This window comes from Erwinia sp. 9145 (assembly GCF_000745075.1).
Taxonomy (GTDB): Bacteria; Pseudomonadota; Gammaproteobacteria; order Enterobacterales; family Enterobacteriaceae; genus Erwinia; species Erwinia oleae.
In genome coordinates, this window is record NZ_JQNE01000001.1 from 3,924,803 (window position 1) to 3,942,026 (window position 17,224).

Genomic DNA, 17,224 nt, shown 5'->3' on the forward strand with positions numbered 1-17,224 from the left:
GTGGTACATCCCGGACGGGCGTATTGAGCCCAGCGGTCTGCATTTTGCCCGTTCAGGCGCATCAGGGACACTGAGCCAAAAATTGCCCCTGCGTATCGCTCGTTACGCGATGCATCAGCAGGGATAATTTTTAAGGTATGGCCTTACAACACAAACTTCTCGATGGCGTGCGCCACGCCATCTTCACTATTGGTTTTAGTGACAAACTGCGCCACGGCCTTCACGCTGTCAATCGCATTGCCCATGGCAACGCCCGTGCCGGCAAATTCGAGCATCGCGATATCGTTTTCCTGATCGCCAAGCGTCATCACCTGATCGCGCGTCAGCCCCAGTTTGTCCGCCAGCGCCTTCACGCCCGCGCCTTTATTGACGCGTTTATCCATAATTTCAAGGTAATAAGGCGAGCTTTTCATAATGGTATAGCGTTCGCGCGCCGCCTGTGGGATACGAGGTATCGCCTCGTCCAGCTTTTGCGGCGGATCGATCATCATCACTTTGGGAAACGTCATGGCCGGATCCATCTCATCAACGGCGCGGTAGCGCAGCGGAATGCCCGTAATGGCCGATTCGTGTACGGTATATTCGCTGATATCCTTGTTCGCGGTGAACAGCAGGGATTTGGTCAGCGCCTGAAAATGAATGCCAAGGTCGCGTGCCAGCTTTTCAAAATAGAGGTAGTCGTCAAAGGTCAGGGAGATCTCCGCCACGCATTCGCCGTTAGCCGCTTGCTGAACCAGCGCGCCGTTATTGGTGATGCAAAACTGCCCTTCCTGCTGTAAATCCAGCTCCATCAGATAACGCTGCACGCCAATAAACGGGCGCCCGGTCGCTAATACAATCGCCACGCCTTTATCGCGCGCGGCACCAATCGCCTGCTTCACGCGCGGGCTTATCTCATGCTGTGGGTTAAGCAGCGTCCCGTCCATATCGATCGCAATCAGTTTTATTGCCATAGTTTCCTCGCCAGCCCGATAATTTGTTTCATGCTAACGCGATTCAGCGCACATTGACCAGCGCGATTGACGCCGCGCTTTATCCGACAGGCGGCGGTCGGGGTAAATTTTTCCGGGAAAGGGTGGCGTAATCAGCGGCTTTGCGCGTAAAGTAACCGGTGTGACAATCATCAAAGGAAATTTCTTTGCTTTCCTGATATCGGGTTGATTTCCGGTAAATCAGGTCGCTATTACGTCAAATAATATCCATTAACGATCGACATTTCACACCGGTAGCTCTACAGGATTCGTTACAGCGGGCCGGCAAAACGCAGGAAAGCGTAAAACGCAGAGAAGACTATTTCATGGAGGAAAGTAATGAATATTCTGATCGTCAGCAACAATAATTTCTTCATTTCAGGTGCCATCGCGTTGATTTCTAAAGCGTGGCCGACCAGTGTTGCTTCCGGCCTGGTTTTTATGGTTTCCACAGACGATCGCGCGCCGCTCGAACCGGACATCATTATTCGCGACGTCTGTATTCCACCGGCGGTGCCCGCGTCCTCCGCCAACGCGCCTCGCCAGAAACTGTTGTCAAACAGAACCACTCTAACCTGGGTAACCCTTTTTTTTGCGAAACAGTGTTCGGAAAAGCATGGCACTCACTGTCCGCTCCACTATTTTTATCTGGAGAAAAGCGAATCGGCCAATGGCCTGCTGACGTTATTCAGGCGGCGACATCCGGCGCTGGCCAGCCATGCCGTGCAGCACTGCGGTCAGCGAACGCTACCGCTCAGCAAACAGCAGGCAATGGTGGTCAGATATACCAGAGAAGGCATGTCGTTAACCGATATTTCACGCATGACGCACCTGAGCGTTAAAACCATCAGCACGCATAAGCGTGCGGTAATGCGGAAGCTTGGAATAAAAAATAACAGCGAATTTTATCAGTTTGCGCTGGCCGGTTACGTTCAGTAACCGGCTGGAACCATAAAAAAGGCAAATCATCAGATTTGCCTTTTTTGCGTTTCCGCTGCGTTAAATATCGATGTTTGCCGCTCTCAGAGCATTTTCCTCGATAAAGGCGCGGCGCGGCTCAACCGCATCGCCCATCAGCGTGGTGAATAGCTGATCGGCTGCGATAGCGTCTTTGACCGTCACCCGCAGCATACGGCGGCTGTCGGGATCCATCGTCGTTTCCCACAGCTGTTCCGGGTTCATTTCGCCCAGACCTTTATAACGCTGCACCGAGAGACCACGACGCGACTCTTTCACCAGCCATTCGATTGCCTGTTCGAAGCTGGCGATCGGCTGACGACGTTCGCCGCGCTCGATAAAAGCGTCCTCCTCAATCAGGCCGCGCAGTTGCTCACCCAGCGCGCAAAGTTTGCGATATTCGCCACCGGTCAGGAATTCATTTTCCAACGGATAATCGGTATCGACGCCGTGCGTGCGCACGCGCAAAACCGGTTCGAAAATGTTCAGCTCGCGGTTTTCACGCACGAGGCCGTTATAGGTGCTGCCATGCTGTTCGTTCTCGTTGAGGCGAACAACCAGCGCATCCAGCCACTGTTGAACCGGCGCGCCGGCGCTGATATCGCTCAGCGTCGCGTGGTAAATCAGCGCGTTAAGCAATGCCACCGGATAGCGACGCTCCATGCGCTTGATCATTTTGCGCGTGCTGTTGAATTCAGATACCAGTTTTTCCAACGGCTCGCCGCCCAGCGCAGGCGCGCTGGCGTTAGTGTGCAGCGTTGCGCCGTCCAGCGCGATGGCAATCTGATACTGATCCATCGCTTCGTCATCCTTGATATACTGCTCCTGCTTGCCTTTTTTCACTTTATACAGCGGCGGCTGGGCGATATAGACGTGGCCGCGCTCGATGATTTCCGGCATCTGACGGTAGAAAAAGGTCAGCAGCAGCGTACGGATATGCGAGCCATCCACGTCGGCATCGGTCATGATAATGATGCTGTGGTAACGCAGCTTGTCCGGGTTGTACTCGTCACGACCAATGCCGCAGCCCAGCGCGGTAATCAACGTGGCGACTTCCTGCGAAGCGAGCATCTTGTCGAAGCGCGCTTTTTCAACGTTAAGGATTTTACCCTTCAGCGGCAGGATGGCCTGATTTTTACGGTTACGCCCCTGCTTGGCTGAACCGCCTGCGGAGTCACCTTCCACCAGGTAGATTTCAGACATCGCGGGATCGCGTTCCTGACAATCTGCCAGCTTGCCCGGCAGCCCGGCCAGATCCAGAGCGCCTTTACGGCGCGTCATTTCACGCGCGCGGCGGGCCGCTTCACGGGCGCGCGCCGCATCAATGATTTTGCCCACGACGATTTTTGCGTCGCTGGGGTTTTCCAGCAGGTATTCCGCCAGCAGTTCGTTCATCTGCTGCTCGACCGCTGATTTCACCTCGGAAGAGACCAGTTTGTCCTTGGTCTGTGAGGAAAATTTAGGATCCGGCACTTTTACCGACACCACCGCAATCAGACCTTCGCGGGCATCATCGCCGGTCGCACTGACCTTGGCTTTTTTGCTGTAGCCTTCTTTGTCCATATAGGCGTTAAGCGTACGGGTCATCGCGGTGCGGAAACCCACCAGATGCGTGCCGCCATCGCGCTGCGGAATGTTGTTAGTGAAGCAGTAGATGTTTTCCTGGAAACCATCGTTCCATTGCAGCGCCACTTCCACGCCAATGCCGTCTTTTTCCGTAGAAAAGTAGAAGACGTTGGGATGAATAGGCGTTTTGTTCTTATTCAGGTACTCAACGAAAGCCTTGATGCCGCCTTCGTAGTGGTAATGATCGTTTTTGCCGTCGCGCTTGTCTTCCAGCTTGATCGAGACGCCGGAGTTCAGAAACGAGAGTTCACGCAGGCGCTTTGCCAGGATCTCATACTCAAAATCGGTGACGTTGGTAAAGGTTTCATGGCTTGGCCAGAAGCGCACGCGCGTGCCGGTTATATCGGTTTCACCAGTCACGCTCAGCGGTGCCTGTGGCACACCGTGAACGTAAATCTGCTGATGAACCTTGCCTTCACGACGGATCGTCAATTCCAGCTTTTCGGACAGCGCGTTAACCACGGAAACGCCCACGCCGTGCAGGCCGCCGGACACTTTATAGGAGTTGTCGTCAAATTTACCGCCCGCGTGCAGTACGGTCATGATGACTTCTGCGGCGGAAACGCCTTCTTCTTCATGAATACCGGTAGGAATACCACGCCCATCATCCTGCACGGAAACAGAGTTATCGGCGTGAATGGTCACGAGGATATCTTTACAGTGACCGGCGAGTGCTTCGTCAATGGCGTTATCCACAACCTCGAATACCATGTGATGCAGACCGGTGCCGTCATCCGTATCGCCGATATACATACCGGGGCGTTTGCGTACCGCATCCAGCCCTTTTAGAACTTTGATACTTGAGGAGTCATAAGAATTCGACATCAACGTTTCTCGCTCGTTTAATCTTCAGGTTGAACCGCTATTTTACCCTGTTCTACGTGGAACATCTTGCCCTTTTCGTCAGCCATATCGATCACATGTTCGGCGCCGATGGCGCTGACGAAAACCTGGGCCTGCGTGGCCTTCAGTCGGGAAGCAAGCAGCTGACGACGCGTCTCGTCAAGCTCAGAGGCAAAATCATCTATCAGATACAGGCAACGTCGCCCGCTCTGTCGGGTAAGGAACTCACCCTGCGCCAGTCTCAGGGCGCACATCAAAAGTTTTAACTGGCCGCGTGAGAGCAAATCCTCCACCGGCGTGCCGTCGGCGCGGATGCGAAAATCCGCCTTGTGCGGCCCGCTGGCGGTGTAGGTCAGCGCGCGATCGCGCTCGAACTGCCGTTCGAGCAGTTCGAAGTAGTCCGTTTCTTTATCCCAGCCGCGTTGAAAGGAGAAACTGAGGGAAAACTCCGGTAAAAAACGGGCGCAGGTGGCAGTAATATCCTGCGCAATCGCTTCGCTGTAGGCCGCGCGCCAGCGGCTGATCTGTTCTGCCAGCGGCGCCAGCTCCTGATCCCAGGCGCGAAGCTGCTGGTAGCGCGACACCTGCCGCAGCGCGGCGTTACGCTGCTTCAACAGGCGGCGGAGATTGCTCCAGGCGTTGAAAAAAGCAGGTTCGTTGTGAAAGCAGCCCCAGTCGATGTAGGCACGTCGATATTTAGGGCCGCCGTTTAATAGCGTAAAACCTTCCGGCGTAATCAGCTGCATCGGCAACATCTGCGCCAGCTCGGCCACTTTATGGCCGTCGCTGCCGTCGATGCGCACTTTACTGTCGCCCGCACGATTTTTGGTCAGGCCGACAGATATTTCCCGCTCTGCGCCCTGAATGCGGCCATGCAGCACAAAGGCATCCTGCTCGTGACGAATAACGCGTCCCGCCTGCAAACTGCGAAAGGCGCGCCCGTGGCCCAGCGTGTAGATCGCCTCCAGCACGCTGGTCTTGCCGCTGCCGTTGGCGCCAACTAAAAAGTTGAAACCGGGCGCCAGGGCCAGATCCGCGTTTTCAATGTTTCGGAAGTCTTTGATCAGAAGGCGGGTTAAAGCCATAGGTGAATTAATTCCGCGGACACAAGTCGGGTTTTCGCTACGGGCCAGGCCGTCGGCGTCGCGACCAGTTTGCTCACGGCCAGCGCACAGTCACCGGAGCGTACTGAAGTACGTGAGGATGGCGAGCACTGCCCGAGGGCAAAATGGCAAGTAAGCCAGGCCGATTACAATCTCATCGGCATGACCACATAGGCGGCGGACTGACTGGCCGCATCTTCGATCTGCACACTCGACACGGAATCCGTCAGCAGCAGACGCACGTTCTCGCACTTCAGCGCGTTAAGCACGTCGAGTACGTAGCTGACGTTAAAGCCGATCTCCAGATCGGTGCCGCCGTAGGTAACATCAAGAATCTCTTCCGCCTCTTCCTGTTCAGGATTATTGGCGGTGATCTTGAGCTGATTTTCGCTGACATAAAGGCGAACGCCGCGAAACTTCTCGTTAGAGAGAATGGCCGCGCGGGCGAAAGCCTGTTTCAGCAAATCGCAGCCTGCATCCAGCGTTTTGTCGGGGTTCTTCGGCAATACGCGGCGATAATCGGGGAAACGGCCGTCGACTAACTTGGAGGTAAAGATAAAGTCGCCCACGTGGGCGCGAATATTGTTGCTGCCAATCTGCACCCGCAACGGCGTGTCGCCGCCGTCCAGCAGGCGAACCAGTTCAATCACGCCTTTACGCGGCACGATCACCGAATGACTGGGCAGCGCAACGCCCACCGGCATCGAGCACACCGCCAGACGGTGGCCGTCGGTCGCCACGGTACGCAGCTCTTCGCCTTCGGTTTCAAACAGCATGCCGTTAAGGTAGTAACGCACGTCCTGATGCGCCATTGAAAACTGCGTGGCTTCAATCAGGCGCTTCATGGTCGCCTGGGGCAGGGTGAATTCGACTTCACTCTGCCAGTCGTCCAGATTAGGAAAATCGCTGGCAGGCAGCGTGGAGAGTGAAAAACGGCTGCGCCCGGAGCGCACCAGCATTCTCTCACCGTCGAGGATCACCGTGATTTCGGCGCCTTCGGGCAAACCACGGCAGATATCAAAAAATTTGCGGGCCGGTACGGTGGTGGCGCCGGGTTCATGATCCTGCGTCAGCGCGACGCGGGCCACCATCTCCATTTCTAAATCGGTGCCGGTCAGCAGCAGATTGCCGTCATTCACCTGGACAAGCAAATTGCCAAGAATTGGCAGCGTCGGGCGACCGCCCAGCGGGCCGCTGACCTGCTGTAAGGGCTTCAGTAAATGCTCACGTTCTACAATAAATTTCATAGCGTCAGGAGGATAATGTTCTGATTAAATTAGAGAAATCTTCTTTAATATCGTGACTTTCTTCACGCAGCTGCTCGATTTTACGGCAGGCGTGAAGCACGGTTGTGTGGTCACGACCCCCAAAAGCGTCACCGATTTCCGGCAGGCTGTGGTTCGTCAACTCTTTCGCCAGCGCCATCGCCATCTGACGAGGACGGGCAACCGAGCGCGAACGGCGCTTTGACAACAGGTCAGCCACCTTAATTTTATAATATTCAGCAACCGTTTTCTGAATATTATCAATGGTGACCAGCTTCTCCTGAAGCGCCAGCAGATCGCGCAACGCCTCGCGCACAAAATCGATAGTGATGGCGCGTCCGGTAAAATTGGCGTTGGCAATGACGCGGTTCAGTGCGCCTTCCAGTTCGCGAACGTTGGAACGCAGGCGCTTGGCAATAAAAAACGCCACTTCGCCCGGCAGACGAATATCGTTCTCATCGGCCTTTTTCATCAGGATCGCCACGCGGGTTTCCAGCTCCGGCGGCTCAATCGCCACCGTCAGGCCCCAGCCAAAGCGCGACTTCAGGCGATCTTCCACGCCGTTGATCTCTTTCGGATAGCGATCCGACGTCAAAATGATCTGCTGATTGCCTTCCAGCAGCGCATTAAAGGTGTGAAAAAACTCTTCCTGCGAGCGCTCTTTATTCGCAAAAAACTGAATGTCATCGATTAACAGCGCGTCAACCGATCGATAATAGCGTTTGAACTCTTCAATGGCGTTATTTTGCAGCGCCTTAACCATGTCCTGCACGAAGCGCTCGGAGTGCATGTACACCACTTTGGCGTTGGGCTTGCGTGCCATAATGCCGTTGCCTACCGCATGCAGCAGGTGGGTTTTGCCGAGGCCGGTGCCGCCATAAAGGAAGAGCGGGTTATAGGCGCCGCCAGGATTGTCCGCGACCTGACGCGCCGCCGCGCGGGCCAGCTGGTTCGATTTACCCTCAACGAAATTGTCAAAGTTATGCTTGGTATTCACGTTGGAGCGGTAGGAGAGTTCTGCCGGCGCAGGCAAGTTATCCCAGCTAGGGCGCGAAGGCGCAGGGCGAGCCGGTGCGGCGCTGCTCTGCGCGCTGGTCGCCATGGCGGGCTGGCTTATCTGCCGCGTAACGGGCTTGCTTCCCACTTCAAAACGCAGCAGCGGCGTGTCGTTTCCGCAAAAATCATTCAGTAATGCATTGATATTATTAAGATATTTATCGCGAACCCAGTCGAGCACGAAACGGTTTGGCGCATACAGGGCAAGCGTATTGTCGTTTAATTCGGCCTGCAACGGACGTATCCACATGCTGAATTCAGTGGCAGGAAGTTCATCCTGCAAACGGGCAAGGCACTGTTGCCAAAGCGTAAGTGACACGGCGGACTCCACTCGAAAAAATTCGACAAGAAAAAAGGCGCTGAAGCGATAAATTCATCATTGTTGACGCATGCAGATGGGTAGCATACGAACCGCTGTCTGCGGTTTCTCCGCCGCTGTCTGACCCGAAGGATCGCAAACGGAAGGGCGGATCATAGCGTAAAGCGCGGCAGAGATCTTCACTTTCTACACAGTTTTGATCCAATTTATCCACAGGCAATGAAAGCCGGGATAAGTTTACGCTTTCACGGGTAAAAGGCATTCAGGATCGTCCGTATTCGTTTAAAATTCACGGCGCCATCACGTTCTCGTTGGAAATTTATGTAACGGGATCGCGAGAAGATCCCGGCGATCCTTGCGCTTTATCCCGCACGCCGTATAATCCTCACCCCGGCGTGTTGCGCGCTGGCCCTTATCGACTGTTTTACGGTTGGATGGGATACCCGGTCGCGACTTTAACGCGAAGTAAATTGACTCTGGACTGTACAATTATTACAATCCCGCCTCTTTATCAAAGACACACTTGAGGCGTCGGTTGGTTTACTGACCATGAAACGCGTCATCCAGTGAAATTTTTCAAGTTTAGGTAGAAATCGCCATGAAACGCACTTTTCAACCGTCCGTACTGAAGCGCAACCGTTCACACGGTTTCCGTGCTCGTATGGCAACAAAAAATGGTCGTCAGGTTCTGGCACGTCGTCGTGCTAAAGGCCGCGCTCGTCTGACCGTTTCTAAGTAATAAAAGCTAACCGCTGAGTGGTTAAGCTCGCATTTCCCAGGGAGTTACGTTTGTTAACTCCCACTCAATTCACTTTCGTCTTCCAGCAGCCACAAAGAGCTGGCACGCCGCAAATGACAATTCTCGGCCGCCTGAACTCGCTGGGGCATCCCCGCATCGGTCTTACCGTCGCCAAAAAACACGTCAAGCGCGCACACGAACGCAACCGGATCAAGCGACTGACCCGCGAAAGCTTTCGTCTGCGTCAACATGAACTGCCCGCAATGGATTTTGTGGTGGTGGCGAAAAAAGGGGTTGCCGACCTGGATAACCAGGCGCTAACGGAAGCGTTGGAGAAAATATGGCGTCGACACTGTCGCCTGGCTCGCGGCTCCTGATTGGGCTGATTCGCGTCTATCAGCGCGTTATCAGCCCGCTCTTAGGACCTCACTGTCGCTTCCATCCAACCTGTTCTCAATACGGAATTGAGGCATTGCGCAGGTTTGGTGTGATAAAAGGCAGTTGGTTGACGATAAAACGCGTATTAAAATGCCACCCTTTGAACCCGGGTGGCGACGATCCGGTGCCGCCAAATAACATTGATACCAGAGAACATTAACGATGGATTCGCAACGCAATCTCTTTCTCATCGCTTTTCTGTTCGTGTCTTTTATGATCTGGCAAGCCTGGCAGACGGACCATGCTCCGCAGCCTGTGCAGACTCAGACCACACAAAACACGACCGGCGATGCCGCAAATCAGGCCGTGCCTGCCAGCGGACAGGGCAAAACGATCACCGTGAAGACAGACGTTCTGTCTTTGAATATCAATACCCGCGGCGGCGATATCGAGCAGGCCAGACTGCTGGCGCATCCGGACGAACTGGGTTCGACGCAGCCGTTCCAGCTGCTGGAAACCAAACCGAACTTCCTTTATCAGGCGCAGAGCGGCCTGACCGGACGTAACGGCCCGGACAATCCGGCCAACGGTTCACGTCCGCTGTTTACCACCGCGCAGGATAGCTTTGAGCTCTCCAACGATCAGAGCGAACTGCGTATTCCGCTGACGTTCACCGCTGAAAACGGCGTGACCTGGACCAAAACCTTCGTGCTGAAGCGCGGCGAATACGCTATCGGCGTTGAGTATCAGGTTAACAACACCACCCAGCAGCCGCTGGAAGTGGCAATGTTCGGCCAGCTCAAGCAGACCATCGATCTGCCGAAGCATCGCGATACCGGCAGCAATAACTTTGCGCTGCATACGTTCCGTGGCGCGGCTTACTCCAGCAGTGAAACCAACTACGAAAAATATAAGTTCGACAAAATCAGCGATAACGAAAACCTGAACGTCACCACCGCCAACGGCTGGGTAGCGATGCTTCAGCAGTATTTCGCTACCGCGTGGGTGCCTCGCACTGCGGGCAACAACACGCTGTACACCAGTAACCTGGGCAACGGCGTGGCGGCAATTGGCTATAAGTCTGCGCCGGTGACCATTGCGCCAGGCAGCCAGCAGAACCTGGCCGCGACGCTGTGGGTTGGCCCGGAAATCCAGGACAAGATGGCTGCCGTAGCGCCGCATCTGGATCTGACGGTTGACTACGGCTGGCTGTGGTTTATCTCGCAGCCGCTGTTTAAGCTGTTGAAATTCCTGCACAGCTTTATCGGTAACTGGGGCTTCTCCATTATCGTTATCACCTTCATCGTGCGCGGCATCATGTACCCGCTGACCAAAGCGCAGTACACCTCGATGGCGAAAATGCGCATGTTGCAGCCGAAAATTCAGGCAATGCGCGAGCGTTTAGGCGAAGACAAGCAGCGCATGAGTCAGGAGATGATGGCGCTGTACAAAGCAGAGAAGGTGAATCCACTGGGTGGCTGTCTGCCGCTGGTTATCCAGATGCCTATCTTCCTGGCGCTTTACTACATGCTGATGGGCTCGGTTGAGCTGCGCCATGCGCCGTTCGCGCTGTGGATCCACGACCTCTCCGCGCAGGACCCGTACTACATCCTGCCGATCCTGATGGGCGTGACGATGTTCTTTATTCAGAAGATGTCGCCAACCACCGTGACCGACCCAATGCAGCAGAAGATCATGACCTTCATGCCGGTCATCTTCACCGTCTTCTTCCTGTGGTTCCCGTCAGGGCTGGTGCTGTACTATATCGTCAGCAACCTGGTGACCATTATCCAGCAGCAGCTTATTTATCGCGGGCTGGAAAAACGCGGGCTGCACAGCCGTGACAAGAAGAAAGCATAACGACCTCCGCATCTGAAAGATGAAGGGTGGCAAAATAAGGCGGTCGGTTGACCGCCTTTTTTATGGAGCAAACTATGAATAGCGAAACCATCGTTGCACAGGCGACGCCGCCAGGCCGCGGCGGCGTGGGCATATTGCGCGTGTCGGGAAGCAGAGCCGCTGAGGTGGCGCAGGCGCTGCTGGGCAAGCTGCCGAAACCGCGCTACGCCGACTATCTGCCGTTTCGCGACGAGGACGGCAGCGCGCTGGATCAGGGCATTGCGCTATGGTTTCCCGGCCCGAACTCCTTCACCGGCGAAGACGTGCTGGAGCTTCAGGGCCACGGCGGCCCGGTGATCCTCGATCTGCTGCTGAAACGCATCGTGGCGATACCCGGCGTACGCATCGCGCGCCCCGGCGAGTTCTCTGAACGCGCCTTTCTTAACGACAAGCTGGATCTGGCGCAGGCGGAAGCCATCGCCGACCTGATCGACGCCAGCTCTGGCCAGGCCGCGCGCTCGGCGCTGAACTCGCTACAGGGCGTCTTTTCGCAGCGTGTTAATCATTTGGTGGAAGCACTTACTAACCTGCGAATCTTTGTTGAAGCGGCCATCGACTTTCCCGATGAGGAAATTGATTTTCTTTCCGACGGTAAGATAGAGGCGCAGTTAGCGCAGGTCATCGCCGATCTTGACGGCGTGCGCGCCGGGGCGCATCAGGGCAGCCTGCTGCGCGAAGGCATGAAGGTGGTGATCGCCGGACGACCCAATGCCGGAAAATCCAGCCTGCTCAACGCACTGGCCGGGCGGGAAGCCGCTATCGTCACCGACATTGCGGGCACTACGCGCGACGTGCTGCGTGAACACATCCATATCGACGGTATGCCGCTGCATATTATTGATACGGCGGGCCTGCGCGAGGCGGGCGATGAAGTTGAGCGAATTGGAATTGAACGCGCCTGGCATGAAATCGGGCAGGCCGACCGGGTACTTTTCATGGTGGATGGCACCACCACGGCTGCCACCGAACCTGCCGAGATTTGGCCTGATTTTATCGCACGTCTGCCTGCTGCGCTGCCGGTCACCGTGGTACGTAACAAGTCTGATGTAACCGGTGAAGCCGCAGGTATAGAAGAAGTGAATGGTCACTCACTTATTCGTCTTTCCGCACACACCGGCGCAGGCATTGCCGCGCTACGCGACCATCTGAAGGCGAGCATGGGATTCTCTGGCAACATTGAAGGCGGGTTTATTGCGCGTCGCCGCCATCTTCAGGCATTAGAGTTAGCGGCCACTCACTTACTTCAGGGACGATCGCAGCTGATTGACGCGCGCGCGGGAGAACTGCTGGCCGAAGAACTGCGCGTCGCTCAGCAGGCGCTTAGCGAAATCACCGGTGAATTTACCTCAGACGACCTGTTAGGCCGGATTTTCTCCAGTTTTTGTATCGGGAAATAACCTGCCCACTGCGCCTTCGTTCCGCACAGTGCTTTGCTGTGCGGGATTTTTAGCGATAAATCACGCGCTTCTGTGAATAACACCACGTTCATGAATTTAATCGCTATCTAAAGCAATAAATGTTTTTAAGGACCTGATGCAACCCGCTTTACACTGGAGAAAAGGCGGCCTGGATTCTTTTCATGGCCCGCCAGTGTTTAAAATAAAGGAGTTCTCATGCATCTGGCCCGCTTCCCCCGCCTCAACCTCGGACATTTTCCCACCCCGCTTGAGCCGCTGAATCACCTTACCCGCTTACTGGGCGGCCCGCAGTTATGGATTAAGCGCGACGACTGCACAGGCCTCGCGACCGGCGGCAATAAAACGCGCAAGCTGGAATTTTTGCTGGCTGATGCATTGGCGCAAAAGGCCGACGTGATTATTACGCAAGGCGCAACGCAATCTAACCACGTGCGTCAGACCATTGCCGGTGCGGCAAAACTTGGACTAAAGGCGAAAGTGTTTTTGGAAAAGCGGGTAACGGATTTTGGCGAGGACTATCAGCAGTCGGGCAATGTTCTGCTGGATCACCTTCTCGGAGGCGAAGTGGTGGCGCATCTGGAGGCTGGCACGGATATGGCGCTGGCGATGGAGGAATATGCACAGTCGCTGCGTGAGCAGGGACACACGCCTTATATTATTCCTGGCGGCGGCTCTAATCCTGTTGGCGCGCTGGGTTATGTGGCCTGCGCGGAAGAGCTGTTATATCAGTCAAGCCAGCAGCGCTTACGCATCGATCACGTCGTGCATGCCACAGGCAGCACCGGTACGCAGGCCGGGCTGGTCGCGGGTTTCACCGCCAGCAACAGCGGCATTCCGGTATTGGGAATCAGCGTTCGCGCGCCGAAAGAGAAGCAGGAAGAGAACGTTCGTCAGCTTGCCGTGCGCACGCGTGAACTGCTGGGCGTAAAAGGCGAACTGCCTCGCGAGGCGGTGAAAGCGAACAGCGATTATGTTGGCGATGGTTACGGCCTGCCGACAGAAAGCATGCTGGAAGCCCTGACGCTGCTGGCACAGCACGAGGGCATTTTATTGGATCCGGTTTACTCGGGTAAAGGTATGGCGGGCCTGATCGATCTGATACGTAAAGGGCATTTCCGTCAGGACGAAAACGTGGTGTTCATTCACACCGGCGGCGCGGCGGCGCTGTTCGGTTATCGCCAGGTGCTGGACGCATACCGTGGCTGATCGCTTTTTATTGGGCGTGTTGGGCGGCATGGGCCCGCTGGCTACCGTGGACTTTCAGTATAAAATCCTGCTGGCGGTTGGCGCAGACAGCGATCAGCAGCAAATCCCAATGGTTATCTGGAACGTGCCACAAATCGCCGATCGGCAAAAAGCGCTGGCGGGCCGTGGTCCCTCACCGTTGCCCCAGTTACTGACGGGAATCGAACAGCTCAACCGTACTGGCGCCACGCATATCGTTATTGCATGCAATACAGCTCATCACTGGTTTGCGCCGCTGGCCGAGGCAAGTAGAGCGCCGCTGCTGCACCTTGCCGACGCCACGCTTGAGGCCGTGCTCAATTTGCCGCAGCAGCCAGCGCGCGTTGGCATGATCGCCACTGAGGCAACCTGTGCAGCCGGATGGTTCCAGCAACGTTTTGACCGACACAATATTGCCACGCTCATCCCAACGGCACAGGAAATGAACGAATGGTTCGTCCCGGGCTGTTACGCGGTTAAGCGGGGCGCTTTACAGGAAGGCGGCGAGTACCTGGCAAAGCTGGCACAGGCGCTGTGCGATCGCGGCGCTGAACGACTGGTGCTTGCCTGCACTGAAGTGCCGCTGGCGCTCAACGCTGTCAAGTGGTCGCCGGCGCAGCCGACAATTGATCCTGCCGAAGCGATGGCAATGTTGTGCGCCAATATATGGCGACAGCGACGTGCGGAAATAGTATGAGTCGCAGAAATATAAATAAACATCGGGCAACTGCTATTTCCAATAATCGATATCCGCTATTCATATAAATGATTAAGCGGTAACTCTTTATAATGCAGTCACATATTATTTATTGCGCCCGGAAAAAAATGAACAAACACCTTATTCTACTGTTGGCGACTGCCAGCCTGTGGAGCAGCCTGAGCCAGTCGGCTGATAAACCTGAAGAAGTTCGCGTTGCCTACAGCGGCGGATCGCAGGTCATTATGCTGGCAAAAGCGGATGGCTCACTGGAAAAAGAGCTGGGTAGCAAAGTGAAGTGGGTACAGTTTGCCTCCGGCGCGGACGCGCTAAGTTATTTTGCCAGTGGCGCTATTGATATTGCTAATTTTGGCTCAAGTCCGGCAACGGCGGGCGTGGTGCGAAAACTCCCTGTGGAGATCATTGGCATTTCCGGCGTCATTGCCAGCTACGAACGTTTAATTGGCAAAAACGGTATCCGCACAATTAAAGATATTGAAGGTAAACGCGTGGCTTATCCGCCAAATTCTACGGCGCAATATGCGCTTGAGGCCGCGATTACCGTTAATAAACTCGATCGCAGTAAAATTACCCTGTTAGCTTTACGCCCGGCGGAAATGGTGGCGGCATGGCAGCGCGGCGATATCGATGCAGGATACGTCTGGGCGCCCTTTGCTCAACAGCTTGAATCCAACGGCGGACATCAGGTCTTCGCCACGAAAGATCTGCAAAAAAGCGGCTACCTGATTTATAACAATTACGTTGTTCGTAAAGCCTTTGCAGAGAAGTATCCGCAGACCGTAAGCGCCTTCCTGCGCGTGCATCAGCAGAAGGTTGATGCGTTCCGTAAAGATCCCGAGCGCGCAGCGGCCATCGTTGCGAAAGAGGTTGGCGCGCCGGTAGCCACCGCAGCCAATACGTTGGGTGGCCTGGAGTATCCGTCACTGAGTGAACAGACGACCACGGCCTGGCTGGGCGATGGAACCGATGCGGATAACAGCGGAATCGGTAAAGCACTGACCAAAACCGCAGGCTTTCTTGCCGACATTGGCGAAATCCGTAAGCGCGATATTCCCGGTCACTGGAACGACGCGATCAACTCGCGCTATATCCGTGAAGCGGCAGCGCCTGCCAAATGAAACTGAGTCAACAGGTCGCAATCGGTACGCTTTCGGTCACGCTGTTTTTTATTCTGTGGCAAGTGGCAGCAACGCGGCAATGGGTTGATCCGCTATTGCTGCCGTCGTTGACTGACATTGGCATTACGACGGAAGAGCTGCTGGCTGACGGTTATCGACAGGTGCCGCTGTGGCAGCACATTGCTGTCAGCCTTGCGCGGGCGCTGGGCGCCTTTGCGGTGGCGATTTTATTGGGCGTTCCCCTTGGCCTGCTGATGGGCCTGTCTCCGACCCTTGCCGCCGTGCTTAATCCCTTTGTTCAGTTTCTACGGCCGCTGCCGAAAATCGCGTTGATCCCGCTGGCTGTGGTGTGGCTGGGGATTGGTGAAGCATCAAAATTCTTTTTAATTTTCATCGCCACCTTCTTGAGCGTAGTGGTGGGCGCAAGCGCAGCGGTGGAGCGCATTGGCCGCTCGCGCATCCGCGTGGCACAGACGCTGGGCGCCAGCCGCAAACAGATATTTTCTCGCGTGGTGCTGCCGGATGCGCTGCCGGAGCTGTTTACTACCGTTCGTCTCTCTATCGGCATCGGTTGGACCTCGCTGATTGCCGCTGAAATGGTGGCGGCCAGTTCAGGCCTGGGCTGGATGGTGATCAACGCCAGCTCTTATCTACGCACCGATATCGTTATGCTCGGCATTCTGCTACTCGGCGGAATTGGTTATTTACTGGATTTAATACTGCTGGGCCTACAGCGCTGGCTGGTGCCGTGGGCGGGAAAAGAATAATGCCGCACATTTCTCTTGATAACGTCTCTCTGCATTACTCAGCGAAGCCGCAACCGCTAACGGTCCTGGAAGATATCACTCTGGCTATTGCGGAAGGCGAGTTCGTGGTGCTGCTCGGCCCTTCGGGCTGCGGAAAATCGACCATTCTCAATCTGGTGGCGGGGTTCCAGACGCCGCAAAGCGGCTCCGTGATCTGCAAGGGTAAAACGGTTCAGAGACCAGGACCGGATCGCGGCATGATTTTCCAACAGCCGAACCTTTTTCCCTGGCTCTCAGTACTGGAGAATGTGACCTTTGGGCCACGCCTGCAAAAACATCAAAAAACCGAGGTTACAGAGCAAGCCCGGCAGTGGCTCGATCGCGTGGGGCTGGCGGGGTTTGAACATCATGCTCCGTGGCAGCTTTCCGGCGGCATGAAACAGCGCGTAGCGCTGGCGCGCGCCTGGCTACCGGGGCCGGACGTGTTGCTGCTGGATGAACCTTTCGGCGCGCTGGATGCGCAGACCCGAATAATGATGCAGGAACTGCTGCGCAAAGCGTGGACTGAAACCTCCACCACGCTGCTGTTTGTTACTCACGACGTTGAAGAGGCGCTGTTTCTGGCAGACAGGATCCTGATCATGTCTGCCAGACCTGGAAAAATCGTGGATGAAATCGTGCTGCCTTTTGGCCGCGAGCGCGACATCGAAACGCTGGCAGAGCAGCCAGACTACCGTGAGATTAAACATCGCGTGTTACATCGGGTACGGCAGGAGGCCAGACGGCATCTGAGCTGGCGTCTTCCATAAGTTAAAAAATTCCGAAAAAACGATCGGCTGCGTAA

16 protein-coding genes are annotated in these 17,224 nt (G+C 55.4%); 11 read left to right on the top strand and 5 right to left on the bottom strand.

Annotation, left to right across the window (positions count from 1 at the left end):
- Positions 1 to 143 precede the first annotated feature (143 nt).
- Positions 144 to 953, bottom strand: coding sequence for a sugar-phosphatase (gene yidA / locus FA91_RS18480; protein ID WP_034918141.1), 810 nt, complete (start codon positions 951 to 953; stop codon positions 144 to 146).
- 357 nt (positions 954 to 1,310) lie between these two features.
- Here yidA and FA91_RS18485 point away from each other — a divergent pair, with 357 nt between their 5' ends.
- Positions 1,311 to 1,910 (top strand): LuxR C-terminal-related transcriptional regulator, encoded by a 600-nt coding sequence (locus FA91_RS18485; protein WP_034918143.1) that lies wholly within the window; start codon positions 1,311 to 1,313, stop codon positions 1,908 to 1,910.
- Between the two features lie 60 nt (positions 1,911 to 1,970).
- On the opposite strand, the gene gyrB is transcribed toward FA91_RS18485, so the two are convergent.
- The 4 genes from gyrB to dnaA all read right to left on the bottom strand — a co-directional run bounded on the left by gyrB (position 1,971) and on the right by dnaA (position 8,140).
- Positions 1,971 to 4,379 carry a DNA topoisomerase (ATP-hydrolyzing) subunit B gene (gene gyrB, locus FA91_RS18490; RefSeq protein ID WP_034918145.1) on the bottom strand — a complete coding sequence of 803 codons (2,409 nt, stop codon included), beginning with the start codon at positions 4,377 to 4,379 and terminating at the stop codon, positions 1,971 to 1,973.
- A gap of 17 nt (positions 4,380 to 4,396) precedes the next feature.
- Positions 4,397 to 5,482 (bottom strand): DNA replication/repair protein RecF, encoded by a 1,086-nt coding sequence (gene recF / locus FA91_RS18495; RefSeq protein ID WP_034918146.1) that lies wholly within the window; start codon positions 5,480 to 5,482, stop codon positions 4,397 to 4,399.
- Between the two features lie 164 nt (positions 5,483 to 5,646).
- Positions 5,647 to 6,747 carry a DNA polymerase III subunit beta gene (gene dnaN / locus FA91_RS18500; protein ID WP_034918148.1) on the bottom strand — a complete coding sequence of 367 codons (1,101 nt, stop codon included), beginning with the start codon at positions 6,745 to 6,747 and terminating at the stop codon, positions 5,647 to 5,649.
- A gap of 4 nt (positions 6,748 to 6,751) precedes the next feature.
- On the bottom strand, positions 6,752 to 8,140 hold the full coding sequence (gene dnaA / locus FA91_RS18505) for a chromosomal replication initiator protein DnaA (RefSeq protein WP_034918151.1): 1,389 nt from the start codon (positions 8,138 to 8,140) through the stop codon (positions 6,752 to 6,754).
- A gap of 598 nt (positions 8,141 to 8,738) precedes the next feature.
- On the opposite strand from dnaA, the gene rpmH reads away from it, so the two are divergent.
- The 10 genes from rpmH (at position 8,739) to FA91_RS18545 (ending at position 17,189) form a co-directional block, all read left to right on the top strand.
- Positions 8,739 to 8,879, top strand: a complete 141-nt coding sequence (rpmH, locus tag FA91_RS20695) for a 50S ribosomal protein L34 (RefSeq protein WP_000831330.1) — start codon at positions 8,739 to 8,741, stop codon at positions 8,877 to 8,879.
- A 17-nt stretch (positions 8,880 to 8,896) separates the two neighbouring features.
- Complete coding sequence (gene rnpA, locus FA91_RS18510) at positions 8,897 to 9,256, top strand: ribonuclease P protein component (protein ID WP_034918154.1); 360 nt, start codon at positions 8,897 to 8,899, stop codon at positions 9,254 to 9,256.
- Positions 9,220 to 9,477 (top strand): membrane protein insertion efficiency factor YidD, encoded by a 258-nt coding sequence (yidD, locus tag FA91_RS20700; protein WP_072016849.1) that lies wholly within the window; start codon positions 9,220 to 9,222, stop codon positions 9,475 to 9,477. Before rnpA ends, yidD begins: the two co-directional genes overlap by 37 nt.
- A 2-nt stretch (positions 9,478 to 9,479) precedes the next feature.
- On the top strand, positions 9,480 to 11,117 hold the full coding sequence (gene yidC / locus FA91_RS18515; protein WP_034918155.1) for a membrane protein insertase YidC: 1,638 nt from the start codon (positions 9,480 to 9,482) through the stop codon (positions 11,115 to 11,117).
- A gap of 74 nt (positions 11,118 to 11,191) precedes the next feature.
- A complete protein-coding gene (gene mnmE / locus FA91_RS18520) occupies positions 11,192 to 12,553 on the top strand; it encodes a tRNA uridine-5-carboxymethylaminomethyl(34) synthesis GTPase MnmE (RefSeq protein WP_034918157.1) in 1,362 nt (453 codons plus the stop codon).
- A gap of 216 nt (positions 12,554 to 12,769) precedes the next feature.
- Positions 12,770 to 13,780: a D-cysteine desulfhydrase gene (locus FA91_RS18525; RefSeq protein ID WP_034918160.1), complete on the top strand. Its 1,011-nt coding sequence runs from the start codon at positions 12,770 to 12,772 to the stop codon at positions 13,778 to 13,780.
- Positions 13,773 to 14,495 carry an amino acid racemase gene (locus tag FA91_RS18530; protein ID WP_034918161.1) on the top strand — a complete coding sequence of 241 codons (723 nt, stop codon included), beginning with the start codon at positions 13,773 to 13,775 and terminating at the stop codon, positions 14,493 to 14,495. The genes FA91_RS18525 and FA91_RS18530 overlap by 8 nt, the downstream gene beginning before the upstream one ends.
- A gap of 128 nt (positions 14,496 to 14,623) precedes the next feature.
- Positions 14,624 to 15,634, top strand: coding sequence for a glycine betaine ABC transporter substrate-binding protein (locus FA91_RS18535; protein WP_051937323.1), 1,011 nt, complete (start codon positions 14,624 to 14,626; stop codon positions 15,632 to 15,634).
- Positions 15,631 to 16,401, top strand: coding sequence for an ABC transporter permease (locus FA91_RS18540; protein ID WP_034918164.1), 771 nt, complete (start codon positions 15,631 to 15,633; stop codon positions 16,399 to 16,401). Before FA91_RS18535 ends, FA91_RS18540 begins: the two co-directional genes overlap by 4 nt.
- Positions 16,401 to 17,189, top strand: coding sequence for an ABC transporter ATP-binding protein (locus tag FA91_RS18545; RefSeq protein WP_034918165.1), 789 nt, complete (start codon positions 16,401 to 16,403; stop codon positions 17,187 to 17,189). The genes FA91_RS18540 and FA91_RS18545 overlap by 1 nt, the downstream gene beginning before the upstream one ends.
- Positions 17,190 to 17,224 lie beyond the last annotated feature (35 nt).